The organism is Parasphingorhabdus sp. (assembly GCF_059726685.1).
Genome location: NZ_AP041068.1, coordinates 358,306 through 379,919, shown reverse-complemented (window position 1 = coordinate 379,919; position 21,614 = coordinate 358,306). Strand labels below are relative to the sequence as shown.

The window sequence follows — 21,614 nt, the reverse complement described above, 5'->3', positions numbered from 1 at the left end:
CCGACTAACCGGACAGTAGGATTCCACCCGATTAGCGGGCGCCAGTCGAAAACCATCTGGCGCCCGCATCAGTTAAATTTCTGTCTTCTCAGCTAGGGTTAGCGCATCTTCTATGTCCACACCGAGGTAACGGACGGTGTTCTCGAGCTTCGAGTGGCCAAGCAGGATTTGAATTGCCCTAAGGTTTCCGGTCGCCTTGTAAATAATCGAGGCTTTGGTTCGGCGAAGCGAATGCGTCCCGTACTCCTCGGGCCGCAATCCAATTGCCTCAACCCACTTATCAACCAATCTCGCATATTGGCGTGTGCTGAGGTGCCTGGAGTGATCGATGCGGCTTGGAAAGGCATAGTCTTCGACCGACCCGCCCCTGCATTCCAACCAAGCGAACAGGCTTTCACGCGCATCCGATGCAATCTCGAATTGGTCTGGCCGCCCGGTCTTGCGCTGTGTTATGGCTGCGCGCGTTCGTATTTCAGGCCCATTGACCAAATCACCGATCTTGATCTCAACTAGATCACAACCTCTTAGCTTACTGTCGATTGCAAGATCGAAGAGTGCTCGATCTCGAATACGCTTCTCCCGATCGAGGAAGAATCGGATAGCCCAAATCTGTTTCTGATTGAATGGTCGCTTGGGGCCAATCTTGACTCCAAAATTCCAGGGAACTCTATTCTGTGCGGCTGGATCAAATTGTGAGTGTGTCATTTACTTTCTCCTTGGCCGGTATGGCCAAGGATAATGTCTGCTTTCGGGATGTAGCAGTCTCTATCAAGATGTCCGTTCTTGGGGCGCATTACAGACAGCCCGCTTTTGGGCCGTAAGCGGACATCGCCAAATTCACTTTTTTCCGAATAGATTCAGTAGAATGACATCCTGTGCCTAAACTTATAGAAAAAAGAATCAGCTGGCCGCTGCCAAGATTTCGTCGCCAGTCAAAATCCGGCTAACGATCCGAGGTAGAGTGACCTTCATGATATTGTCGAGATCAGACTTGGAAACGGCTGTAACCAGATCGCTTGCCACAGTAACATCATAGTCAAGTTCCACCGCCATGCGGGCGGTGGAGTCAAGATCGGCATTGGCCACACCACCCAATATGACCAGTCTTTCGATGCCATGTTTGATCAATGTTGCCTGAAGTTCTGTTCCGTAAAAAGCGTTAAGACCCGCTCGTTCAGGCAGAATGATATCCGTTTCCGAAACCATATCCGTCATCAGCTGGGCTCCCGCAGTTCCGGCTTTCAGGAGGTTGTTCTGACGCAGCAGGCGGAAATATCCGGTTTCCGAGAGAGCGGTAGTCGGTGCATCTTCAGTCCATGCCAAGGGCGCCAGGATGGTCTTCCAATCCCGGCTACGGGCTGAGTCCAGAAAGGTCTTTACACTATCTTGATCAGCCTTGATCGCGAAATGCCTCGACCAACTGTTCTCGCTGGAAAAAACGTCGATCTGGGGTGAGAGCATAAGAACGGCAATATTCTTGCCGTCCAAGCGCCCATAACTTTCCGCGTGACGCCGGGTGAGCCATTTCCCGAACCAATTGACGGCGCGGGCGATCATGATTTGAGACTGCCGATGAAACTGCTGGTTGAAATCACCTCATGCGCGCACATTGGAAAACCGGTCTGCGTTGCAGCTTCGTGATCTGCCTTACTCATCGCGGCGAGCGCATCGGATATAATTGTCACGCGATAGCCAAGCTCTATGGCGCTTCGTGCTGTCGACTCAATGCAGGTGTTGGACAGACAGCCGCAAAGAACAAGATTTTCTATGCCCTTTTCTCGCAAATGCTCGTCCAGATCCGTATTCACAAAGCCACTGGAAACCAGATGCTCGCGTGCTACAAAATCGGATGGCAGCGGCGAACAACCTTTGCGGAACCGGCCGCCCCATTTGCCATCAGTGAAGGTCCGGAAAAAGCGGGCCAGATAAATGGAGGGATTCAAGTATCTTCGACCATCAAAAGCTCCGGTCCGATAGCGGGCATGTGGCGCGAAGCATATCGTCATGTCCACCGAACGAGCAGCGTCAAGCAGTTGTTCCAGGTGTTTGTTCGTATCCAATGCACGCAAAGTTGCGCGATTGAGCAACCAGGACTTTCCTCCAAATGACAGGAAATCATTATAGGGATCAATCACGGCTAGAGCGGTCTTGTCGCGCTTGATCATGTCCTCGGTCATCGACTGAGTGAGCTCCTGAAGATTGCGCAGATGTTCATCTCACGCCCGATGAGCGCCAATCATCGGATTGATTTCAATCTCTCCAATCCGCGCATGTGATGGCGCATCAACAGCATAAAGAAATGCCTGCGCGATATCTTCAGGACGCAACGCCTGCGGTTGCGGATTGTCGAAAAATGGCGTTTCTACCATGCCTGGATCAATGCTGGTGACCCTGACACCATGCTCACTCAGCTCATTGGTCAGATTTTTAGCATAGCCGCGAATGAACCATTTGGTAGCACTGTATACGGATCCGGACAGTGCAACATGTCCCGCCTGTGAGCCGGTAAGTACGAGATGTCCCTTGCTTTTCCGCAAGTGAGGGATTCCAAATTTACAGGTCAGCGTCACCGCGAAATTGTTGACCAGGATCATTTCCCTGAAATTGTCGATTTCGCCATGCTCCGTGCCAGTAGCTGTCGCTCCCAAGCCGGCATTGGCAAATACGACATCGATAGCGCTATAGTGATCCACCGCCTGACTAAACATGGTCTGCTGAGCATCGGGATCCGTGACATCGCATTCGAGGGCAAAAGCGTTTTCCGAACCCAGTTTCTCAACAATATTGGATAACTTGTCTTTGGACCGTGCGGCCAATGCCACCTTATGACCCGCTGCTACCGAAGCACGCGCGCATTCTGCCCCAATGCCAGATGATGCCCCAGTGATAAGAATGATTTTCTGCAACGAAATTTACTCCAATTGGCATAATAAATCTGTGTGCAACAATATTGGAAATCCGGCCGCGGTCAAACTATAAGTTTCAAAGAGAAACCATTTTGCTGCTATGTCATTACTTCCAGCAAGGCCAATGCCGCAGACTCGGAAGAGGCCGGGTTTTGACCGGTAATCAGATTGCCATCGATCTGCACATAGGGAGCAAAATCCTCCAGTTTCGAATAGAGACCCCCGCGTTCAACAAGGGTATCCTCTACGAGAAGTGGTACAATTTGGGTTAATCCAACTGCCTCCTCCTCGCCATTAGTGAAACCGGTGACGTTGCGTCCCTTGATTATATACTCGCCTTGTTCATCCCGCGCATTCATCAATACAATCGGCGCATGGCAAACGCTTGCGACCGGCTTGTCCTGCTTCCAGAACTCTTCGATGATGTGGACCGAATGTACATCAGACACCAGATCCCATAACGGTCCATGGCCTCCGGGATAAAACACCGCATCATATTCCTCAGCCTTCAGATCCGACAGCTTTTCGGTCTCCGCAAGCCGGGCTTGAGCATCAGGGTCTGAATTGAAACGCCGAGTGGCATCAGTCTGGAAGTCCTCTGCAGAAGATTTGGGATCTAGTGGCGGCTGACCACCGAGGGGGGACGCCAGCGTTATCCCGTGTCCCGCATTTTTGAAAACATAAAAGGGTGCTGCAAATTCCTCGAGCCAGAACCCTGTTTTTTCTCCTGTGTCTCCCAATTGGTCATGAGATGTAAGAATAATGAGAATTTTCCTGGTCATCATATAGTCTCCGGCAAATAGGGGGTTAGAGCGCAGCTAGCTGAGGTCGGTTTTGCCAAGTTGGCGAAACCAGTCGGCATTGTCCCAGAAACTAGTCACATGAACGATTTTTCTGTCTTCGTTCAACTCAAATATAAAAAAATGACGCAAATCATAGGCTTTGCCCTTGCTCGCAACTCCAAATGCTTCCTTTTGCTGTGTTCCGAGAATATTGACATCGACAAACGCAAAGCGGTTATCAGCGCTTTGCCTGATGGAATGCACTTTGTTGCGCAAGTCGGGAAAGGCATTGATTAAAACACCCCAGCTTCCCGGGCCAATTTCTTCTACCGGACCGGAAAGCGCGAAGGGCACATATTCAATCACTCCGCCGGGTTCAAACAACGCAATCATGGACGGGACATCCTGTGCATTATAATGATTGAAAAATGTCTCGGCGGTTTCTGTAGCCGACGTAATTAGATCCAGATTCACGATTTTCATTCTCCTGGGTCAATGCGGGATGCGGTCTGGCACTACATGGCGGGCCTATGCCGCCTGCTTACTGGTGATCCGTGCGACATGCTCTCCTTGCTGCCGGGCCAGCGAAAGTTCCTGTTCGCTCGGAGTTCGTGTCCCATCAGCGCCGGCGATAGTTGCCGCCCCATATGGCGAGCCGCCGCGGACTACGCTGGTGTCGGTCAGTTCCGCAGCGCTGTATGGTAGGCCGACAATGATCATGCCATGGTGCAATAAGCTGCTGTGAAAAGACGTGATTGTGGTCTCCTGGCCGCCACCAGTTCCGGTGGAAGTGAAGACAGAACCGACCGTTCCTATCAATTTGCCTTCGGCCCAGAGACCGCCCGTCTGATCAAGGAAGTTTCGCATTTGAGAAGCCATGTTGCCAAAGCGGGTTGGAGTGCCGAATATGATCGCATCATATTCGGCCAACTCCGCCGGATCAGCAATGGGAGCGTCCTGATCCGTTTTGAAATTGTGCTGTGCTGCGACGTCGGGAGGCATGAGCTCAGGCACCCGTTTGAGTGTGGCGATGGCACCGGCAGCCTCGACACCTTCTACAACCGCCTGGGCCATGCTTTCGACATGGCCATAACCGGAATAATAAAGAATAAGAATCTTGGTCACTATTTGTCTCCTACATAAGGGGCTAACGAATTGATTTATTGGGAGGAAGATAGCCGCTCTCGATCATGCGGAGCGGCATAATCCAAATCAGGTCCTACCGGAATCACGCGCGTGGGATTGATCATGTCGTGACTGAAATAGTAATGCCCTTTGATATGCCGCATGTTGATCGTCTCGGCGACGCCAGGCCACTGAAACAGTTCCCGCGTATAATTTGCCAGATTGTGATAGTCGGCAATCCGCCTTTTATTGCATTTGAAATGACCAACATAGACGGGATCAAATCGCACTAAGGTGGTAAACAGACGCCAGTCTGCTTCAGTGATTAGATCACCCATCAAATACTGGTTTGTTTCGAGGCGCTGCTCCAGAAAATCGAGGGTTTCAAACAGGGGGAGAAACGCTGACTCGTAGGCTTCCTGCGTGGTGGCGAAGCCGCATTTGTAGACGCCGTTATTGACAGTGTCATAGATCCGCTGATTTATCGCATCAATTTCATCCTGCAGTTCTAAAGGATAATAGTCGTATTTATCGTCCGTCAGTGCAGCAAAAGCAGAATTGAACATGCGAATGATTTCGCTCGATTCATTCGAAACGATTGTTTCCTGGAATTTGTCCCAAAGGACCGGAACCGTCACTCGACCGGTATAATCAGCCTCCGCCGCAGTATATACCTGATGCATCCGGTCTACCTTCAGCAAAGCGTCTTTTGTCGATCCATCAGCCTCTTCACCGAAGGTCCAGCCCTCGCTGCCCATGAAGAAATCAACGACTGACAAGCTGATCACGGATTCCAGCTTTTTAAGCTTTCGGAAAATGGCCGCCCTGTTTGCCCAGGGACAAGCGTGGGAAATATAGAGATGATAGCGGTTCGCTTCGGCGTGAAAGCCGCCTTCACCACTGGGCCCGGGCCTGCCGTCAGCAGTCACCCAGTTGCGAAAACCGGCATCCATTCGGACAAACTTGCCGCCCGAGCTTTCGGTATCATACCACTCGTCTTTCCATTTTCCTTCCACCAGCAGTCCCATGGTTTTCCTTTCAGTGTCAGGCCTTCGGTTGCCTCCATGCAGGCCCTCAGGGCCGGTTGCGCTTGAGAAAACCACATGATGACGGTCTGGCGCGGTTTTGATCGGTCAGTTCGTCTTGGTATTTAGATGCCAGAACAGAGGAAAAACTCTTTCGTAAAACGCGCTGCCTTTACGAATTCCGGCAACCGGCGATACGTCCAAAAGGCCTAATTGCTCTCTGTCTGGCGGAATGATAATTTTCGATATGTTGGGAGAAGCATGCGAGAAATTAAGGTGGAAGTCGGTAGTCAGAACTTGAAAAAGCCAGTGCTGCTTCTGGCGGCAATTTTGCTCTGCCTGCTGGCGCCATATTCCATCCGAGCTCAAGCGGCGTCATCTTGCGAAAGCTTGATGCGGCTTCAGCCCGCTGCCGGCGAACAAAATCGCAAAGCAGGCCGTAAATGTGCCGATGAACTGCCAGGTCTCGATCCGCAAGAGCAAGCGAGGATCATTCGGGAGTATACAACACGACTGCCCCAATCCATCGATCCGGGCGAGTATGAAAGCCTGGCCAGGAAACTGGCGCCTAATGCCGCTCTTCCTCTTCAGGCTCATGCCGCGCGATATTATGCACACACGCCAGGCCCCGAAACCGTACAACGCATCGATGCCCTAATGGCGAGGGCCAATGCCAATAGAGACAAACTGGCGAAGGCGCACCTTTACTTTGCCAAGGCTACCAGAGTTTTCCGGCTGGGCGGAGATCCTGCCGTTATGGAAAGCTATCTGCAGCAGGGCCTCGACCTCGCGCAGGAAGAGCAGATTTCCGGCTTGCTGCCATTCATATATAACGCCCAGGCAGTACGCGCCAAAGTCGAAGGTGAATATGATATCGCCATCGAGCAGTATCAGAAATCGCTGGGCGCATTCGAGGCGAACGGAGATGTTGCCGGAACCGGTATCATCTACGCAAATATCGGCAATATCTTTTCGGATCTTGGGGACAATGCCCAGGCGGTTAAATTGTATCGTCAGGCGATCACGATATACAAACAGCATAGCCCGGATAAAGTGGACCGGCTGATTACAGTGCTCACCAATTTGGGGTCGGCGCTGACGTTACAGGAGCAGTTCGACTCGGCGATGGCCGCGTTCAACGAAGCGCGAACGCTGGGCCGGCAAACAGACAATCTGCGGATGAATGGTCTGATTGATTATCAGAATGCGGTCGCGCTTCACGGATCGGGTCAAACCGGACCGGCGATAGAGATGGCGGAAAGGTCAGTCAGCCAGATTCTGGAAAACCGTGACCCTTCCGAAGCTGCTACGGCATTGAACTGGCTGGCTTCCCGATACATTGAAGCCGGGCGTCTCGGCGATGCACGGAACGCACTGGACCGGGCACGCCAAATCATGGAACCTGAGGGGGTTGGTGCAGAAGGGCTACTCGAAAATCGGGGCAATACATTCTGGGCCCAGGAATATGCGGAAAGCATGGGCGCGTTGCTTGTCGCCCTGGATCGCCCTGCCGATGCCGCTCCCTATCTGAACGTTGCGCTCCAGCTAAGCAACAATCGGTTCGAACAGGAGAAGATGACGGCCATTGCCAACAGTCAGCTTTTGTTTGATCTGCGGGATCGCGAAGTCCGGCTGTCGGCCATGCAGGGCCAAGCGCTGATAGCAGATCTCGAACTGGATCAGGCACGGTTGCAAACGGTTCTGGGATTTGCGGTTGCGATCGGTATCGGGCTCGTCGCCTTTTTCCTGTATCGATCCTATCTCGCCCAGAGACGCCTGGCAGAAACGAAAGATACATTCCTTTCAGAGATCCATCATCGTACCAAGAATAACCTGCAAGTACTTACCAGTTTGCTCAATATGGATATTCGCCGAAGCCAATCAGGTGCAACCGCAAGGGGCAGCCGTCAGGACGCGGCAAACAGGGCCAGAACAATGGCACTCGTGCATGATCACATCTACAACCACGGCAACCCCAGCTCGACAAAGATTGACGTAAAAATATTTCTCGAAGATCTGCTCGGGTTGCTGTCGGAAAGTCTGGGAAGTGCAAATGTGTCGCTCCACTGGGACGTTGTTTCGGCGAAGGTTGACGTGGATCGGCTGACACCATTTGGTTTGCTGGTCTGCGAACTTGTGACCAATGCATATAAACACGCATTTGATGACAAAGGTGGGGAGATCGCGGTCAGCCTAGCGGGAAAACCAGGAACATTAGAACTGATCGTCAAGGATAACGGCTCGGGGTTCGATCAGGAAAAGGCAAATGGTGACTCGGATTCGGTTGGTCTGTTGTTGCTGGAGGATCTGGCGGATCAAATTGATGGAAAGCTCTCCGTAAAAACAGACACATCAGGCACTACCTGGGTCCTTGCTCCCCAAAAGCGAATAGAAAAATAAACAGCGGAAACCGCCGGAGCGCTATTCAGCGCATGGAATTGCGATAGCTGTGGGGAGTCACTTTGACTGCCTGCCTGAAACTTGTGGTAAAATGCGCCTGGTTTGAAAATCCCACGGCCAGTGCAATCTCTGCAATCGGCCACGATGTGTTTCTCAATAGTCTTTTGGCTTCATCCAATCGCTGTTCGATCAGATATTGATAGGGAGACATGCCAAAAGACGCCTGAAATCGCTTTGCGAACATGCTCGTTCCCATGTTCAATCGGTCGGCTAGATGTTCAACCTTGATGGCCTGATCCATGTTTCTTTCAATATATTGCGTGATTTCTGCAGATTGGGATTGGGTCAAGCAATGCCCGGATGCAGCCTTTGCTTCAGCCAGCTGTTCCTGGTTGATACTTGCCCGTTCTGCGACAAAATTCGACAAGGCCGTGCTGACCAGGGCATCAACGGATGCTTTGTCAAAAGGCTTTACGAGATATCCGTTCGGTCGGGTGGCAGATGCCTGGGTTACGGTATTGTGGTCTGCGTGACTGGAGATGAAAGCCAGCGCCATGGAATGTTCTTCTCTGAGTTCTCCGGCAAGGGCGACGCCATCCCGCTTACCGTCAATATGAATGTCGATCAATGCCAGATCAGGCTGGTGTTCGATTGCCAAGGCTAGGCTGTCTTCAAAATCCGCAGCGACGCCGACGACTTTGTGATCGAGTTCGGTCAAAATCTCCGACAAATCCCGCGCCGCAATCCGCTCGTTCTCAACTACCAATATTTTAGCCATAATATTGACTCACAATCACATGTCTGCCGTTGGCTGGTCGGTCAGCGGAAACTCGATAACCCAGCTTCCTGCTCCGTCAACATCTTGCGATGACATTTCGCCGTCATGTTGTTTCAACAGGTCGGAAATAACAATCAAATTTATTGCTTTGTCTTGTTCGGGCCTTGGCGCGAGATCAAGACGGACCCTTAGCAAGCCGCAGTCGCAGCTAATTGCCACGGAAATGGCCCCCGTTTGACGGAGGTTATTGTCCCGGGCCCAGGGTATCAGCAGCTCATTTAAAATCAGGCAAAGGCTTCTGCACTCATCCTGCGAAAGTGTTCCCGAAACATCAATAGTCCAGTCTTGCCGGGCCGGAGCGTAATGGAGCATCAGCATGTTCAGAGCTTCGTTCAAAAATCTGTCCGCGGGCGCTCGGTTCTTGTGACCTCCGGCGAAAAAGAAATTGTCGAGAAAGGAAAGTATCTCAATGCGAAAACTGATCGCATCCATGGCATGCAGGCAGTCGTTATAACAGCCAGTCGTCAATCGCCTGCGTTCCAGATTGATGAAACTGGACACCAGTTGCATATTGTCGCGAGACGATCGCACTTCCCAATCTAGGCTCTTTGTCATCCGAACATCCCGAGTTTCGATCCGAATGCCCTTTTTCCTTGAATTCGGAACGGGCAGACCAAAAGCTACAGAATTAGATTGCCGGCTTCTTGCCAAATCCACTTCGGTTTATCGAATTGCTCCACCCGGAAGGTAAAAAAAACAAGGCTTTGCGAATCTCGACAGGAAGCGTGGTTTGTTCGTGCGGTGAAGGCAAATGCGGTAATTGGAAAAAGCCGGCGAATATTTGAAATATTGATGAGTGTTCATCATGCACAACGAAAATCCGATAAGCAGCAACTCGTTCAGAACATGGAGAGAGCATAATGAACACGGACCCGATTTCTTCACCTGATGCAATTCAGCGTTCCGCTAGGTTTGTAGGGATGCAAAGTACATATATGTTCAATCGCCACGACAGTCGGCGGCCTCTGAAAAAGCAGCCAAATCGGCGCTACAATATTGCTGCCATAACCGAGAATAGTCCTCCCCGATGGCAAAAACTCATGGTGGCAACTCATGCCGGCAACAAAAGTGCCTATCGCCAGCTACTCGATGAATTTGAAATCTGGTTGCGCCAGTACTTTACACTTCAAACAGAAAGAATCGCCAAAGATCGCTTGGTGAGTGAAATTTTGAAATCAGTTCACGAGAAACTTGCAACTTGTGATCCATCTCGACCCGTTCTGACCTGGCTACTTGCCATTGCCGATTTTCGGTTGAGCCAGCAGGAACCGGAATATCGCTTGCATTAGCTGCGTAATATATTTTGCGCGTTTCCTCCTCCCTCCCAAAAAACGCGCAACCTCGCCCGGTGCCTCCCCCCGATCCACAGCACCGGGCGAACTTTTTTGGCCCCGCTCTCAAGATGACGCGGCCAGGAAGCCAACGTCCGCATTCGGGATAGAGTAGCCGTAACGCCAATGACCGCTAAGGGCGCAAAAGCGGACATTAGGAATGCGGAAGTTGCCGGTCGGGTAAGTGCTCCAATTTCGGACGCCCGATCAGCCTTGGGTTCATCCCGAAAGCGGTCGCAAGGCTTGGATGATATTGCAGGCGACCATTGAACCATTTTCGGCCTTTCAGAAATTGGTTAGCGATTGAAGGAAGCATCTGCCGTAGTATCGAGACGAGGGCGGATCAAAAAGGTCCGCCCTCGCAATCTTATCAGGTTGTGGATGGTTGCAAGGAACCATCGCGTTCCCTGCCGCAAACGATGTACGATACGCCTGCAAAAACGAAGTTAATCCCGACAAGAAATCCTATGAACGCCAGGGATGCGCCGTTTGCAATGCCAGCAACGATCAGGATTGTGAGCATCAATGAAAGGAGTCCCGAGACAAGGAAAAAGGCCCAGGAACGCTCACCGCGAATCTGGATCGCCATAAGGATCCGCAAAATTCCATCAAATGCAAAAAATGCTGCCAAAAGAGCCGTCAGCGTAAAAATTCCGGCTAAGGGGTTGAGCAAGAATATTATCCCGCCGGCGATATAGGTCGCGGCGATAAAAAGCTCGATCAGGAAACCTCCCCATCCCGTGCTCTTGAAGGCATGAACGAGCGTCGCGATACCGCCGATCAGCATTGCAGATCCAACAAAAAGCTCGACTGAGAGCGTTGCTACTTGCGGAAACAACAGAGCGCCGACGCCCGTTGCTATCAGGAATATTCCCAGCGCGATGAACCATCCGCTGGGTGGTTCGTTGTCTTCTATAGATTGTGCTTCAGTAGTCATAGTCTGTCCTCCTAGTCTGCATAGTGGAATGTGGGTAAGGCCTTAAGCCGCGCCTCGGTTGCACCGGGCAGGATGATCCCGTCATCTGCGCCAGCCTCAAATAGATGGGCCGGAACGGCAACGCGTTTGAAGTCGATGCCAATAAAGCGATCAACCTCGACAATGGCCAGCGTCACACTGGCTTCGCTCCCAATGATTAGGTCATGGACTTTGCCAACCTTCTCACCACGATCATTCATCACGGTCGTGCCGATAAGTTTCTTTGCACTATATCCCTTTGCGATCATGCTTTCGAAATAGGAATCGGTGCCGAAGGTTGATCCTCCTACAACCGCATTGTCCTTGGCATAGCCAACTGCGGGCGCGGAAAGTGACAGAACAGCAATCAAAATCGCCAGTGGGTATTTCATATTGATTCTCCAGGTTAAGAGTGGGTTTCCGGCAGCATTATTGCCCCGGTTGCGATCCGCGCCCGTCGGCCAGACCGACATGTTCGCGATATGCTTGTACTGCGGCCTTCAGAGCCATCCAGTGGCGTTCTGCGTCGACCTTCGATTTCTCTACGCCCGCCTCGCCATCGACTTCGATACGATGCGCGATAGTGTCCATTTCAGTCTGGACTACTTGCATGTCGGCTCGAAGTTTCCGCACTTGATTGGTCGCCCATTGATCTTGCTCGTCACCTGCTGCCTTCACCTTGGATTCGAGCGCTTTCAGTTCATTATCAATCCGGTGAAGATCGTTTTTTGCCTGTCCAAGAAACTCTGTTGTTTTCAAAATCTACTCTTTCTCTTGTTACTCGCAGCATTGCTGCTCCGGTCTGGTTGATGTCTTGCAACTGACATGCTTCGCTGCTTCGAAAGAGTGACTCACAGTGAAGGATATGGTAATCGAGAGGTGGGAAGGTATTCCATATTCTAAGGTCGGACACCGCTTCGGGAGCGCACCAATGAGCACGTCAGCCATCACACCGATCAACCCGGACGTGATCGAGCAGCAGCTGGTTCGCATTCTTAGCAGCAGTCAATTTGTTGCTACGACGCGCCTCAATCGTTTTTTGCGCTATCTCGTGGAACAATCGCTGGCTGGAAATGCCGATGCACTAAAAGGATATACTATCGGCGTTGATGTTTTTGACCGCCCAGAAGGTTTCGACCCGGCTTTGGATACTATTGTGCGGGTACAGGCAGGTAAATTGCGCAGCAGGCTTGATCTCTATTACGCCCATGAGGGCAAAGATGATCCGATACGTATCATAGTACCCAAGGGTTCCTACCGTCCTCAGTTCGAAGTTGCATTTAACCCCAAACCTTCCCAATCCGCTGAGGTCAGTGAGACGGATGAAGTTCAAACCACAAGATATTCCATAGCCGTTCTTCCCTTCGACAATCTTAGTGGTGATCCCAATCAGGAATATCTAGCCGATGGATTTACCGAACAAGTCATCAACGCACTGACCAGATTTCGCGAATTTCAAGTAATTTCTCGTCAATCTACCTTTCGTTACAAGGATCGTCCCGCCGATCCGCGCGACATTGGAAGCGAGCTCGGAGTACGTTACACGGTCGAAGGTTCGGTCAGGCGCTGGGAAGATCAGTTAAGGGTAACAGCGCAATTGATTGATGCCGAAACTGGTGCACATCTTTCCAGCGAGGTTTTCGACCGGACGCTGGGAGCGAAAGGACTGTTCGAGATCGAGGAAGAAGTGGCAGCACATATCGCTGCCCAGATTGCCGAACCGCATGGAGTCATTCACCGCCGCAGAAGACATCAGCGCATCAGTACCGAAAAACTGGATGCGCATGAATGTCGTCTCCTCGCGTCGGAATATTGGCGGAGTCCCAATGAGGAAAGTCATTCCAGGGTCCGAGATTTATTGGAGCGTGCCGTTGCCATTGAACCAAGCCATGCCGGAGCGTGGGCAATGCTGTCGATTGTCTATGCCGACGAGCTTCGGGGAAACTACAATTTGCAGCCTGAACCCCTGGAGAGAGCACTTGCGGCAGCTGAGCGTGCGGTTGAAACTGATCCGCAGGAGGTTGCAGGCTTTCATGCGCTATTCATGGTGCACTTCCATCGTGGTGAATTCGTCCGTTTCCGTGCCGCTGCTGATACCGCGTTCAGGATCAATCCCAATTATCCCGACATGCTGGCTGATCTGGCTGCCTTGACCGCCTATTCCGGCGACTGGGCTAAAGCGATTGAAATTCTCGATCGTGCGATTCAGCTAAGCCCTAGCCCGCCCGGCTGGTATCATTGGATACTCACATTCTACCATTGTCTGCAGGGGGAGTTTGAAACCGCACTGACCCACGCACGTCGCGCTGGAAACAGTATATGGGGCGGGGAAATTCTGTTCGAAGCCATGATACTCGGACATCTTGGGAAATCGGAGGAAGCGCGCCCGTTGGTTAGGGAGATTGAGCAAAATTCTGAGCGTTACGCCAAATTTATTCGGCGCAATTTTGAGCTTTACCACCTGCCCGATGATCTCCGGGCAATAATGCGTGAAGGTTGGCGCAAGGGAGGCATCACCGTTGATCTTGAATCGATAAGTTAACCTTCTGGATACGGTGAATCACTCTCCATCAGGAACAAGTCCTGCCAATGTCTTTGTACTCAACCACGAGAAACGGAGACAGTAAATGCACATTCATCAAGACACAATCGACGGCGGTTGGAACGAGTTTAAGGGCGCAGCCCGTGTCGCTTGGGGCAAACTTACCGATGACAAATTGGAACAGGCAAAGGGCAGCGTAGAGGTGCTCGAAGGACTGCTGCAGCGGGAATACGGCCTGACAGTGGAGAAAGCTCGCGACGAAATTGATACCATGGTGTCGCGCTATGACAATATGGCGCTCAAGGGCGAGTGGAACGAAATTAAGGGCAAGATCCGTGAAACCTGGGGCGAGTTGACTGAGGACGAAGTTGAGAAGACCGCTGGTCGCCGCTCACAACTCGTTGGTTTGCTTGAACAGCGTTATGGTCACCAGCGGGCCAAGGCCTGGGAATCAGTCAACGATTTCATTGAGAAACATTTCTAATTTAACCCCTTGAACCCCGAGCCCATGGTTGCCGATTCCTGCAGAATTGCTGCCATGGGCTTATTGATATTGGAAAGAAAACCAACATGCCTACAGTTTTGATAACCGGGTGTTCCCGGCCAACCGGATTTGGACAATTGACCGCCAAGGCCTTCGCCAGCGCCGGATTTGATGTTTTTGCGACCATGCGCAATGCATCGCGCGGTAAAGAGCTAGCCGATTGGGCCGATCAAAATGGCTATTCACTGACCGTGCTCGAACATGATGTCTGTCAGCCCGCCAGCAACCGTTATGCAGTGAGACAAGTTGTGGAGCAAAAAGGCAGTCTGGATGTGGTTGTCAACAATGTCGGGATGAGCAGTTTTGGCGCGTTGGAAACACTTCACGAAGATCATATTCGACAGACCATGGAGACCAATTTTTTCAGTGCCGTTGATATGACTCGTGCAGCCTTGCCGATCATGCGTGATCAATTGGGCGGCCGGATCATTTTCCTGTCCTCAATGGCCGGTGTCACGGGTATCCCCGGAGAGTCCATTTATTGTGCCAGCAAATTTGCTATCGAAGGCATGGCCGAGGCATTGGCTATGGAAGTAGAGCGATTTGGTATCAACATATCCACTATCCGCCCTGCATTTTTCAACACGGGCATGAGCATGCACAACACTGATGCTTCGAGTTTCTTTGCGCGCGGCACCGCATATGATCAGTTTAACGACCAAGTTGTCGCATCCACATCCGAAGGTGAAGTGGCGGGTGAGGATCCTCAATTGGTCGCCGAGATGGTATTGGAGGCGGCCACAACTTCCGAACCAAAATTTCGCTGGGAACCCGGAAAGTCTGCACCGCAAGTCCTGGTCGCGCGTCAATCCATGTCCGATGAGGAATGGCGGAGCTATGTCATGACTGAACTGGGAATGTCTGACTGGTTAGACCCTAAAGCGCCCTTTGCAGGAGAAGCGACATGAACCAGCCCGCTGAAATCGTTCCGGGCCTCAAGAATTCAGAAGTCGCCAAAGCATCTGCCGAGCTTGAAAACGCCTGGACATTGCCTGCGGCTGCATACACATCTGCCGAAATCGGTACGTTGGAAAAGGAGCGGGTTCTCCGGAAGAGCTGGCTGCCTATTGGTCGTATGGAACAGGTTTCCAAGCCGGGAGATTATCTCTGTCTCGATATTCTTAATCAACCACTGATGATTGTACACGGAAGTGATGGAACAGTACGCGTCATGTCGCGGATTTGCCTGCACCGGGGCGCACCGCTTGCTGAAGGGAGCGGAAACAAAAAACTGTTTGTCTGTCCCTATCATGCATGGAGCTATCAGAATGACGGGCGACTTAAAAAGGCTCCGCTCATGGATGGCGCAGAAGATTTTGACGAGAAGAACTGCCGCCTTCCAGAAGTTCGCGCCGAAATCTGGAACGGGTTCGTCATGATCAATTTCGATGATGATGCGGACGATTTTGCTCCGCAAGTTTCAAAGTTTGATGACTATTTCGCGAACTATAAACTCGGGGACATGCGGATTATCCGTTCAATGGAATTTGACAGCCATTGGAACTGGAAGGTGTTGGTTGAGAATTTCATGGAGGCCTATCACCATATCGCCATCCATTCGCGGTCGCTGGAACCATTGTACCGGGCTCGGGATTCAAAAATTATAGATGACGGCCAACCCTGGTCCATTTTGCATATGCCATCTGCCTATGGTCATCCACCTGAGGGGTTTCCGGTCATTGAGGGTCTGGAAGAATGGCAACAAACAGATCTTTTTGCGACAGTGTTGTTCCCCTACTTTCTGCTGGCCGTGCAGGGAAATTCCACAATCTGGTACCAGGTTACCCCTACTGCACATGACCGGTTGATGCTCACAATCCACCTCTGTGTTCCGGAAAGCAGTCTGCAAATGGAAGGTTTTGACGAGACTGCCGAAATGGCTGAGCAGCTTGTTTCTGCGGTTCATCACGAAGATATCGAAGCCAACGATATGGTCTGGAAGGGGCTTAACGCTCCATTGTCCAAACAAGGCAGGTTGTCGCCACTGGAAAAATCTATTTGGCAACTGAACCAATGGTGGCTGGGAAAGATGCAGACGAGCGATGCTTGATTTCGCAATTGCCGATATCATCGGTTCAATTGGAGTCGCTCTGTTGTTGGCTGCATTCGGTTTGAATTTGAATGGAACACTTAATCAGAATCAGATCACCTATCTGATAATGAATTTTTTGGGTGCAGGTTTAGCCACTCTGGCATCTTGGATGATCGATTATATGCCGTTCGTTTTACTTGAGGGCACATGGTGCCTCGTATCGGCAGTGGGATTGATTAGCACCCTTCGACCATCGAAAATGAACCGAAAATAAGGAAACAGTCGATATGAAAGAACAGTCATATTGTAACGCCCCTGAAGGGCTTGAGCAGATAGAACAGCGCCTGATTAAGTTGGAAATGCTGTTGGTCGAGGGATTAAGCCGGGATATCAGCACCTATTTGAGCACATATATTCGTCGACTTCGCAAGATGCGTTCAAAAGTACTGCCAGCCAATCTCTTTTCTGATGCGGCTTGGGACATTCTTTTGGAGCTCAGGCATGCCCAGCGGATGGATATCCAACTGTCAATTACAGTGCTCGCGGAGCTAGTCGACATTCCGCAGAGCTTATTGGATAGATATATGCATATTTTGAGGGAAGACTGTTTGCTTTCATTCGAAGATGGAACGCGAACAGATCATTCGGGCTACGTAAAGCTGACTTGCAAAGGCATCAAAGCCATGGATCAACTGTTCGATAATTTTGTCGCGACCGTCAATGATGACCTTGAAAATGCACGGTTGGCGCGTCGTACAGATTTGGCGGCCTAGTTTTTCTGCAAGCAAGTAGAATCAGGACAAATTCAGCGTTGATATTTCCAAGTTTTGTGGATCCAAAATAGTCTCCTTCTGCGCCTGTAGCAGCCGGAAGCAGACCGTCTGCTGTCGGCCCAATAACTGTCCTTAACAAACAACCTAAGCTAGTGTCCGGTTTCGGGATATTGCCGACATTCACCTAGGCAACGTCGCGACGTATTTGGCTATCTCCTTGGCCACAGACAATGCATTGTTTCTGATATCAGAATTCGCGTCGAAACCCATGTTCTCAGTTTCGATTTTAACAAGATAGTCGGCGACTTCTTCTTCTGAATGGCCAAACCAAAGCTTGCTCGCGGCTTGGAGAAGGTAAGAATCGTATTCGTCTGCTGGCCACCCTTCATCCGGCCCACCAAGTCCGATGGGATCCCATTTAGCCCACCCTATGTCGCGGAGGCGTGGAAGTTGAAAAGTCGGCTGCTTGGTCATACCATTTTCTTGCACAATTTGTGTTTGTTTTCCATCGCGATGTTGCCGACAGATTGATTAGAGCTAATGTCCGCTTTCGGGATAAAGCGGACGTTAGTCCAATAGTTCCCCAGCACTAACTTCCAGTGCTTGGGCTAGCTTTTCCACCAGCCTAATTGTCGGGTTACGCGCACCGCGCTCCAGATCGCTAATATAGGTCCTGTGGATCCCTGCCTCGAACGCCAGCATTTCCTGAGACCAAGTTTTGGCCTTCCGGTGCTTTCGCAAGTTTTTAGCGAGGCGTTGTTGGATATCCACAAGCTAGCAATGCGCCGCGTGTAGACGATTGATCTACAGACTATCAGTGACAATTTGCTTGACTGAGGGCGGCTCGGCAAGCGAATGCAATGTCACTTATAAACGACAAGAAGTTCAATTTTATGCCCAAGGCCTCAATGCAAAGTCATGCAGCGGCCGACCAAGCCAGCCTTTCTTCACACACTCTGGAATCCATCATCGAGCACAGATTTCTGGCGGATTGCGGCACGGAGCTATGGGGCAGGGGGATCCATGATTTCGAGGTATTGCATTCAGAATCGGATAATAGCGGATATGACATTGTTATCGAAGCAAATGGTGTGATGCGCCATGTCCAACTCAAAGCTATGCGTAAAGGCGGTACAAGAGCACGGATTAATGTCCATCAAGCTCTCGGAAATAAGTCATCCGGCTGCGTAGTCTGGATCATATATGATCCGCAAAACCTCAATATAGAACAATATCTATGGTTTGGGGGAGAACCCGATCGGCCGCTGCCAGATTTGGGAGATCGAGTGGTCAAGCACAGCCGCGCCAACTCAGAGGGAGTGAAAGCGATCCGACCAGCGTTGCGCAATATCCCAAAAGGCTGGTTCACGCCGGTTAGCAACATGACCGATCTTGCAAAGCTGATGTTCGGATAAAACCGGACTAATTATCGGGCAGATGTTCACGATATTTGGCCTGATTTTTTTCAGCTTGCTTTGCCCATTCTTCCGGTTCCATCATCCCAGGGACAACAAGAACGCCTTGTCGCTCGGGCTTACCGCCATCAATTCCAGCCTTCTGAAGCTTTTCTTCAAGCAGTTTCATAGCTCGCAAATCGCCCTGCAGAGCCTTTTTCTCGAGTACCCGAAGCCATAACTCCAGTTTGGTCATTTCTTTGCCGTTTACGATAGCGGTTTCGGCAGAAATCTTTCTGAGGATATCTGCCTCACAGGGGTTTTCAGGTTTTTGTTTGGGCGGCCGGCCACGCGGGTTACCGCTGCGCCCCTTCTTGAATTGATGTTCTTTGGGCGGCTTGCGATAGCCCACCTTCGATGGATCACTCATAGTCGTTCCTTTCGATTAATATCGCTGCACTAGCCAATCGCATTGCAAGAGACTGTCACATAAAAGGCGTGAGCATTTTTGTGAGAATGATGGCGCTCAAGTCTCTTCTTGCAGGACTAGTTCGGCGGAGAACTGCGCAGATCATCGAACTTGACATCAAGCCCGGTATGCGTGGCCTGTTTGCCGGTCATCGCTTGCCAGCGCTTGATCGCGACGTCGCAATAGTGCGGATCCAGTTCAATCGCCCGGCATTGGCGTGCAGTTTGTTCTGCGGCGATGATGGTCGTACCAGAACCCGAAAAGGCATCCAGGATGATGCCGCCACGTTTGGAACAATCAAGGATTGCGTCGGCCACAAGCTGCGTTGGTTTGACCGTCGGATGCATCGCCAGTTGTTCATCCCTGCCTTCCTTGAGCGAGTTTATGCCGGCATAGTCCCAGACATTGGTCCGGTAGCGCCCGTGCTGTCCCAGCTCAAAATTGTTGATATGCTTGGCCGAACCATTCTTGAACGCAAATATTAGCTCGTGCTTGGATCGGTAGAATGAGCCCATGCCGCCATTGTCCTTGTTCCAGACAATGAGGTTTTTGAGTTCTGCATAGTGCGAGCCGCCGGCTGCCAGGATTTCGCTCATATGACGCCAGTCCATGCAGACATAGTGGATTGATCCATCATCACTATGTTTTGCTAGCTGCTTGAAACAGTTTTTGAGAAAGCCGGTAAATTCTTCGGATGTCATCTCGCCAGAGGCCATGGCAAAATCATCATGTTTTACCTTGCCGAGCCCGCATACATGACCATCTACAGGAACATTGTAAGGTGGGTCGGTGAAGATCATCTGCGCAGGTTCACCGCCCATGAGTGAGATGTAGGTTTGTTCACACAATGAATCGCCGCAGATCAGTCGGTGATTTCCGAGTTGCCAGATATCGCCAAGTTTGGTGATTGCAGGAACTGATGTATCAACCTCTGGGACTGCATCTTCAGGCTCAACTGCCTCGAGTGGGTCAAGTATTTTGGTAACCTCGGCATCGCTAAAACCGATGCTGTCCAGATCGAAACCCGGTTCAAGGTCTAATATACTTTCATATTCCAGCTTGAGCACGCCTTCATCCCATTCAGCGAGTTCAGCCAGGCGGTTGTCAGCGATAACATAGGCCTTCCGATCTGCTTCACTGAGGCCGTTGATGCAAGCTGTCGGTACCTCGGACATTCCCAACTGCTTTGCAGCCGTAATCCTGCCATGGCCGGCGATTACATTATTATGTTCATCGACCAGTATCGGATTGGTGAAGCCAAATTTTTTGATGCTTTTGGCAATCTGGTCAATTTGTTTGGCGGAATGTTTGCGGGCATTGCCAGCATAGGGTTTGAGATCAGACGGCTTTTGACTGATGATTTTGTCGGCAAGCCGCTTGGGTAAATAGTTCATGTAAACCTCCATTGTTAAAGGAGGTTTCGTCGTGGCTAATTCTTGCGGGCTTTGCCCTCACCAAAAAGCGGGTCACCTTTTTGTGATGAAATTCTATTGATAAGACTGCGCCCACTAATGTGAAAATTATACTCCGCTGCAATTTCATCTGCAGCTTGCTCCATCGGATCTTTCAGGGCTTTGGTTTCCAGTTTGCTCATGCCTTTGCGCTCTTCGCGGATTTCTCTGGCTCGTGCCTGCACATCTTCTCCCGCCCAAAAAACTCTGCCTTTGTATGAAAAGCTGTCTTTGTGGTTCGGCCGTCCGCGCTTGGATTTCAATTGCCCTTTGTGTGAGGCAATGAGAATGGGAAGCATGCGAGGATCTTGGGCAGCCTTGTCATCTTTCTTGAGCACCAAATCAATATCGGCTTTTTCAATCCGCAGTTTGTTGTCAAACTTGTAGAAAAGAGATCCTCTGCATTCGGGATCAAACAGAAAGAATGGCGAGCTCTCGTCCATCAGATTTTCCTCTCATGAGTCAGATAAACTAGGGCCGATGAGGCATTAATCCAATTGGATATTTGGAAGTAAACAGAGAAACATCGATCAGCGTAGCGACAGTCCCTGTTCGGGAAGATAAACTCCCTGTTTCTGATTTTCATCCCCCTGTTACCGATTTAATGTTCCCTGATATATCGAGTAGGGAATTTGTGCCCGAAGCCCGCAGGAATGCGAGGTTGTAGGCACCCGGTTCGCGCAAAAATGCCGGAAAAGTGGATAATTTCCCTGTAAATTGCCCAATAGCAGGGACCTTCTCGCCTGAGACACGTTCTCGACAGACTGCTTCACGCACCATTTCTTTTGCTTCCTTGTTGACATATTCGCCCATCACGCTAGAGCGCTCTCCACAAATTGCGGTTCTGCAAAGAATCACAATTTCCGTCCGAGACAGCCGGTGAGGGGAATTTGCCTCTCTTAATTTCCAGCCTAGACGGGGATCAGTTTTTTCGTGAGGACACTCACGGGTTTGCAATCAGCGTTTTTTAGCGCGAGCAGGCAACCAAAACCCCCCTTCGGATTATACAGGACTGACTTCGGTTGGTTCTTTCGCTCGTCATACCGG

General features: G+C 50.9%; 28 protein-coding genes. 9 read left to right on the top strand and 19 right to left on the bottom strand.

Annotated features, from left to right (window positions below):
• Positions 1 to 72: 72 nt before the first annotated feature.
• The 8 genes from AC6I9Z_RS01865 to AC6I9Z_RS01830 form a co-directional block, all read right to left on the bottom strand.
• On the bottom strand, positions 73 to 705 hold the full coding sequence (locus tag AC6I9Z_RS01865; RefSeq protein ID WP_461457542.1) for a tyrosine-type recombinase/integrase: 633 nt from the start codon (positions 703 to 705) through the stop codon (positions 73 to 75).
• A 195-nt stretch (positions 706 to 900) separates the two neighbouring features.
• Positions 901 to 1,557, bottom strand: a complete 657-nt coding sequence (locus tag AC6I9Z_RS01860; protein WP_461457544.1) for a cysteine hydrolase family protein — start codon at positions 1,555 to 1,557, stop codon at positions 901 to 903.
• Entirely contained in the window at positions 1,554 to 2,177 is a 624-nt protein-coding gene (locus AC6I9Z_RS01855) for a cysteine hydrolase family protein (RefSeq protein ID WP_461457546.1), read from the bottom strand. The genes AC6I9Z_RS01860 and AC6I9Z_RS01855 overlap by 4 nt, the downstream gene beginning before the upstream one ends.
• 39 nt (positions 2,178 to 2,216) lie before the next feature.
• Complete coding sequence (locus tag AC6I9Z_RS01850; protein ID WP_461457547.1) at positions 2,217 to 2,906, bottom strand: SDR family oxidoreductase; 690 nt, start codon at positions 2,904 to 2,906, stop codon at positions 2,217 to 2,219.
• Positions 2,907 to 3,004: 98 nt separating this feature from the next.
• On the bottom strand, positions 3,005 to 3,691 hold the full coding sequence (locus AC6I9Z_RS01845) for a type 1 glutamine amidotransferase domain-containing protein (protein WP_461457549.1): 687 nt from the start codon (positions 3,689 to 3,691) through the stop codon (positions 3,005 to 3,007).
• Positions 3,692 to 3,724: 33 nt separating this feature from the next.
• Positions 3,725 to 4,162, bottom strand: a complete 438-nt coding sequence (locus AC6I9Z_RS01840) for a nuclear transport factor 2 family protein (RefSeq protein ID WP_461457551.1) — start codon at positions 4,160 to 4,162, stop codon at positions 3,725 to 3,727.
• A gap of 54 nt (positions 4,163 to 4,216) precedes the next feature.
• Positions 4,217 to 4,813, bottom strand: coding sequence for an NAD(P)H:quinone oxidoreductase (gene wrbA / locus AC6I9Z_RS01835; protein ID WP_461457552.1), 597 nt, complete (start codon positions 4,811 to 4,813; stop codon positions 4,217 to 4,219).
• Between the two features lie 35 nt (positions 4,814 to 4,848).
• Complete coding sequence (locus tag AC6I9Z_RS01830; protein WP_461457554.1) at positions 4,849 to 5,841, bottom strand: glutathione S-transferase family protein; 993 nt, start codon at positions 5,839 to 5,841, stop codon at positions 4,849 to 4,851.
• 258 nt (positions 5,842 to 6,099) lie between these two features.
• Between AC6I9Z_RS01830 and AC6I9Z_RS01825 the strand changes: the two genes are divergently transcribed.
• Positions 6,100 to 8,238 carry a tetratricopeptide repeat protein gene (locus AC6I9Z_RS01825; protein ID WP_461457556.1) on the top strand — a complete coding sequence of 713 codons (2,139 nt, stop codon included), beginning with the start codon at positions 6,100 to 6,102 and terminating at the stop codon, positions 8,236 to 8,238.
• Between the two features lie 25 nt (positions 8,239 to 8,263).
• Here AC6I9Z_RS01825 and AC6I9Z_RS01820 read toward each other — a convergent pair whose 3' ends face one another.
• Both AC6I9Z_RS01820 and AC6I9Z_RS01815 read right to left on the bottom strand, forming a co-directional pair.
• Positions 8,264 to 9,016 (bottom strand): response regulator transcription factor, encoded by a 753-nt coding sequence (locus tag AC6I9Z_RS01820; protein WP_461457558.1) that lies wholly within the window; start codon positions 9,014 to 9,016, stop codon positions 8,264 to 8,266.
• A 15-nt stretch (positions 9,017 to 9,031) separates the two neighbouring features.
• Complete coding sequence (locus AC6I9Z_RS01815; protein ID WP_461457560.1) at positions 9,032 to 9,631, bottom strand: sensor histidine kinase family protein; 600 nt, start codon at positions 9,629 to 9,631, stop codon at positions 9,032 to 9,034.
• Positions 9,632 to 9,936: 305 nt separating this feature from the next.
• Here AC6I9Z_RS01815 and AC6I9Z_RS01810 point away from each other — a divergent pair, with 305 nt between their 5' ends.
• Positions 9,937 to 10,365, top strand: coding sequence for a hypothetical protein (locus AC6I9Z_RS01810; RefSeq protein ID WP_461457562.1), 429 nt, complete (start codon positions 9,937 to 9,939; stop codon positions 10,363 to 10,365).
• 412 nt (positions 10,366 to 10,777) lie between these two features.
• Here AC6I9Z_RS01810 and AC6I9Z_RS01805 read toward each other — a convergent pair whose 3' ends face one another.
• From AC6I9Z_RS01805 to AC6I9Z_RS01795, 3 genes are read right to left on the bottom strand one after another with little or no spacing between them, the layout of a single operon-like run.
• Complete coding sequence (locus AC6I9Z_RS01805) at positions 10,778 to 11,344, bottom strand: HdeD family acid-resistance protein (RefSeq protein ID WP_461457564.1); 567 nt, start codon at positions 11,342 to 11,344, stop codon at positions 10,778 to 10,780.
• An 11-nt stretch (positions 11,345 to 11,355) separates the two neighbouring features.
• Entirely contained in the window at positions 11,356 to 11,754 is a 399-nt protein-coding gene (locus AC6I9Z_RS01800) for a PRC-barrel domain-containing protein (protein WP_461457566.1), read from the bottom strand.
• Positions 11,755 to 11,791: 37 nt separating this feature from the next.
• Positions 11,792 to 12,121, bottom strand: coding sequence for a hypothetical protein (locus tag AC6I9Z_RS01795; RefSeq protein WP_461457567.1), 330 nt, complete (start codon positions 12,119 to 12,121; stop codon positions 11,792 to 11,794).
• A 172-nt stretch (positions 12,122 to 12,293) separates the two neighbouring features.
• Between AC6I9Z_RS01795 and AC6I9Z_RS01790 the strand changes: the two genes are divergently transcribed.
• The 6 genes from AC6I9Z_RS01790 (at position 12,294) to AC6I9Z_RS01765 (ending at position 17,253) form a co-directional block, all read left to right on the top strand.
• Entirely contained in the window at positions 12,294 to 13,904 is a 1,611-nt protein-coding gene (locus AC6I9Z_RS01790) for a tetratricopeptide repeat protein (RefSeq protein WP_461457569.1), read from the top strand.
• A gap of 85 nt (positions 13,905 to 13,989) precedes the next feature.
• Positions 13,990 to 14,388 carry a CsbD family protein gene (locus tag AC6I9Z_RS01785; RefSeq protein WP_461457571.1) on the top strand — a complete coding sequence of 133 codons (399 nt, stop codon included), beginning with the start codon at positions 13,990 to 13,992 and terminating at the stop codon, positions 14,386 to 14,388.
• Between the two features lie 86 nt (positions 14,389 to 14,474).
• Positions 14,475 to 15,356 carry an SDR family oxidoreductase gene (locus AC6I9Z_RS01780; protein WP_461457573.1) on the top strand — a complete coding sequence of 294 codons (882 nt, stop codon included), beginning with the start codon at positions 14,475 to 14,477 and terminating at the stop codon, positions 15,354 to 15,356.
• Positions 15,353 to 16,498 (top strand): aromatic ring-hydroxylating oxygenase subunit alpha, encoded by a 1,146-nt coding sequence (locus AC6I9Z_RS01775; RefSeq protein WP_461457575.1) that lies wholly within the window; start codon positions 15,353 to 15,355, stop codon positions 16,496 to 16,498. Before AC6I9Z_RS01780 ends, AC6I9Z_RS01775 begins: the two co-directional genes overlap by 4 nt.
• Positions 16,491 to 16,754 carry a CBU_0592 family membrane protein gene (locus AC6I9Z_RS01770; protein ID WP_461457577.1) on the top strand — a complete coding sequence of 88 codons (264 nt, stop codon included), beginning with the start codon at positions 16,491 to 16,493 and terminating at the stop codon, positions 16,752 to 16,754. The genes AC6I9Z_RS01775 and AC6I9Z_RS01770 overlap by 8 nt, the downstream gene beginning before the upstream one ends.
• A 13-nt stretch (positions 16,755 to 16,767) precedes the next feature.
• Complete coding sequence (locus AC6I9Z_RS01765; RefSeq protein ID WP_461457579.1) at positions 16,768 to 17,253, top strand: hypothetical protein; 486 nt, start codon at positions 16,768 to 16,770, stop codon at positions 17,251 to 17,253.
• A gap of 180 nt (positions 17,254 to 17,433) precedes the next feature.
• Here the strand turns inward: AC6I9Z_RS01765 and AC6I9Z_RS01760 are convergent, their stop codons facing one another.
• Both AC6I9Z_RS01760 and AC6I9Z_RS01755 read right to left on the bottom strand, forming a co-directional pair.
• Positions 17,434 to 17,727: a hypothetical protein gene (locus AC6I9Z_RS01760; protein ID WP_461457581.1), complete on the bottom strand. Its 294-nt coding sequence runs from the start codon at positions 17,725 to 17,727 to the stop codon at positions 17,434 to 17,436.
• 93 nt (positions 17,728 to 17,820) lie between these two features.
• Entirely contained in the window at positions 17,821 to 17,955 is a 135-nt protein-coding gene (locus tag AC6I9Z_RS01755; RefSeq protein WP_461458227.1) for a helix-turn-helix domain-containing protein, read from the bottom strand.
• A gap of 158 nt (positions 17,956 to 18,113) precedes the next feature.
• Here AC6I9Z_RS01755 and AC6I9Z_RS01750 point away from each other — a divergent pair, with 158 nt between their 5' ends.
• Positions 18,114 to 18,668, top strand: coding sequence for a hypothetical protein (locus AC6I9Z_RS01750; protein ID WP_461457583.1), 555 nt, complete (start codon positions 18,114 to 18,116; stop codon positions 18,666 to 18,668).
• Between the two features lie 7 nt (positions 18,669 to 18,675).
• Here AC6I9Z_RS01750 and AC6I9Z_RS01745 read toward each other — a convergent pair whose 3' ends face one another.
• From AC6I9Z_RS01745 to AC6I9Z_RS01730, 4 genes are all read right to left on the bottom strand, one after another.
• A complete protein-coding gene (locus AC6I9Z_RS01745) occupies positions 18,676 to 19,077 on the bottom strand; it encodes a DUF5681 domain-containing protein (protein ID WP_461457585.1) in 402 nt (133 codons plus the stop codon).
• 116 nt (positions 19,078 to 19,193) lie between these two features.
• Complete coding sequence (locus tag AC6I9Z_RS01740) at positions 19,194 to 20,510, bottom strand: site-specific DNA-methyltransferase (RefSeq protein WP_461457587.1); 1,317 nt, start codon at positions 20,508 to 20,510, stop codon at positions 19,194 to 19,196.
• A gap of 35 nt (positions 20,511 to 20,545) precedes the next feature.
• Complete coding sequence (locus AC6I9Z_RS01735; protein ID WP_461457589.1) at positions 20,546 to 21,010, bottom strand: hypothetical protein; 465 nt, start codon at positions 21,008 to 21,010, stop codon at positions 20,546 to 20,548.
• A 139-nt stretch (positions 21,011 to 21,149) separates the two neighbouring features.
• Positions 21,150 to 21,380 (bottom strand): hypothetical protein, encoded by a 231-nt coding sequence (locus tag AC6I9Z_RS01730; RefSeq protein ID WP_461457591.1) that lies wholly within the window; start codon positions 21,378 to 21,380, stop codon positions 21,150 to 21,152.
• Between the last annotated feature and the right edge of the window lie 234 nt (positions 21,381 to 21,614).

Excerpts from the sequence above, each read along its gene's own strand:
- AC6I9Z_RS01865 (WP_461457542.1), bottom strand. The coding sequence starts at position 705 with ATGACACACTCACAATTTGATCCAGCCGCACAGAATAGAGTTCCCTGG.
- AC6I9Z_RS01860 (WP_461457544.1), bottom strand. The coding sequence starts at position 1,557 with ATGATCGCCCGCGCCGTCAATTGGTTCGGGAAATGGCTCACCCGGCGT.
- AC6I9Z_RS01855 (WP_461457546.1), bottom strand. The coding sequence starts at position 2,177 with ATGACCGAGGACATGATCAAGCGCGACAAGACCGCTCTAGCCGTGATT.
- AC6I9Z_RS01845 (WP_461457549.1), bottom strand. The coding sequence starts at position 3,691 with ATGATGACCAGGAAAATTCTCATTATTCTTACATCTCATGACCAATTG.
- AC6I9Z_RS01830 (WP_461457554.1), bottom strand. The coding sequence starts at position 5,841 with ATGGGACTGCTGGTGGAAGGAAAATGGAAAGACGAGTGGTATGATACC.
- AC6I9Z_RS01825 (WP_461457556.1), top strand. The coding sequence starts at position 6,100 with ATGCGAGAAATTAAGGTGGAAGTCGGTAGTCAGAACTTGAAAAAGCCA.
- AC6I9Z_RS01820 (WP_461457558.1), bottom strand. The coding sequence starts at position 9,016 with ATGGCTAAAATATTGGTAGTTGAGAACGAGCGGATTGCGGCGCGGGAT.
- AC6I9Z_RS01815 (WP_461457560.1), bottom strand. The coding sequence starts at position 9,631 with ATGACAAAGAGCCTAGATTGGGAAGTGCGATCGTCTCGCGACAATATG.
- AC6I9Z_RS01810 (WP_461457562.1), top strand. The coding sequence starts at position 9,937 with ATGAACACGGACCCGATTTCTTCACCTGATGCAATTCAGCGTTCCGCT.
- AC6I9Z_RS01805 (WP_461457564.1), bottom strand. The coding sequence starts at position 11,344 with ATGACTACTGAAGCACAATCTATAGAAGACAACGAACCACCCAGCGGA.
- AC6I9Z_RS01800 (WP_461457566.1), bottom strand. The coding sequence starts at position 11,754 with ATGAAATACCCACTGGCGATTTTGATTGCTGTTCTGTCACTTTCCGCG.
- AC6I9Z_RS01790 (WP_461457569.1), top strand. The coding sequence starts at position 12,294 with ATGAGCACGTCAGCCATCACACCGATCAACCCGGACGTGATCGAGCAG.
- AC6I9Z_RS01785 (WP_461457571.1), top strand. The coding sequence starts at position 13,990 with ATGCACATTCATCAAGACACAATCGACGGCGGTTGGAACGAGTTTAAG.
- AC6I9Z_RS01780 (WP_461457573.1), top strand. The coding sequence starts at position 14,475 with ATGCCTACAGTTTTGATAACCGGGTGTTCCCGGCCAACCGGATTTGGA.
- AC6I9Z_RS01775 (WP_461457575.1), top strand. The coding sequence starts at position 15,353 with ATGAACCAGCCCGCTGAAATCGTTCCGGGCCTCAAGAATTCAGAAGTC.
- AC6I9Z_RS01770 (WP_461457577.1), top strand. The coding sequence starts at position 16,491 with ATGCTTGATTTCGCAATTGCCGATATCATCGGTTCAATTGGAGTCGCT.
- AC6I9Z_RS01765 (WP_461457579.1), top strand. The coding sequence starts at position 16,768 with ATGAAAGAACAGTCATATTGTAACGCCCCTGAAGGGCTTGAGCAGATA.
- AC6I9Z_RS01760 (WP_461457581.1), bottom strand. The coding sequence starts at position 17,727 with ATGACCAAGCAGCCGACTTTTCAACTTCCACGCCTCCGCGACATAGGG.
- AC6I9Z_RS01755 (WP_461458227.1), bottom strand. The coding sequence starts at position 17,955 with ATGCTGGCGTTCGAGGCAGGGATCCACAGGACCTATATTAGCGATCTG.
- AC6I9Z_RS01750 (WP_461457583.1), top strand. The coding sequence starts at position 18,114 with ATGTCACTTATAAACGACAAGAAGTTCAATTTTATGCCCAAGGCCTCA.
- AC6I9Z_RS01745 (WP_461457585.1), bottom strand. The coding sequence starts at position 19,077 with ATGAGTGATCCATCGAAGGTGGGCTATCGCAAGCCGCCCAAAGAACAT.
- AC6I9Z_RS01740 (WP_461457587.1), bottom strand. The coding sequence starts at position 20,510 with ATGAACTATTTACCCAAGCGGCTTGCCGACAAAATCATCAGTCAAAAG.
- AC6I9Z_RS01735 (WP_461457589.1), bottom strand. The coding sequence starts at position 21,010 with ATGGACGAGAGCTCGCCATTCTTTCTGTTTGATCCCGAATGCAGAGGA.
- AC6I9Z_RS01730 (WP_461457591.1), bottom strand. The coding sequence starts at position 21,380 with ATGGGCGAATATGTCAACAAGGAAGCAAAAGAAATGGTGCGTGAAGCA.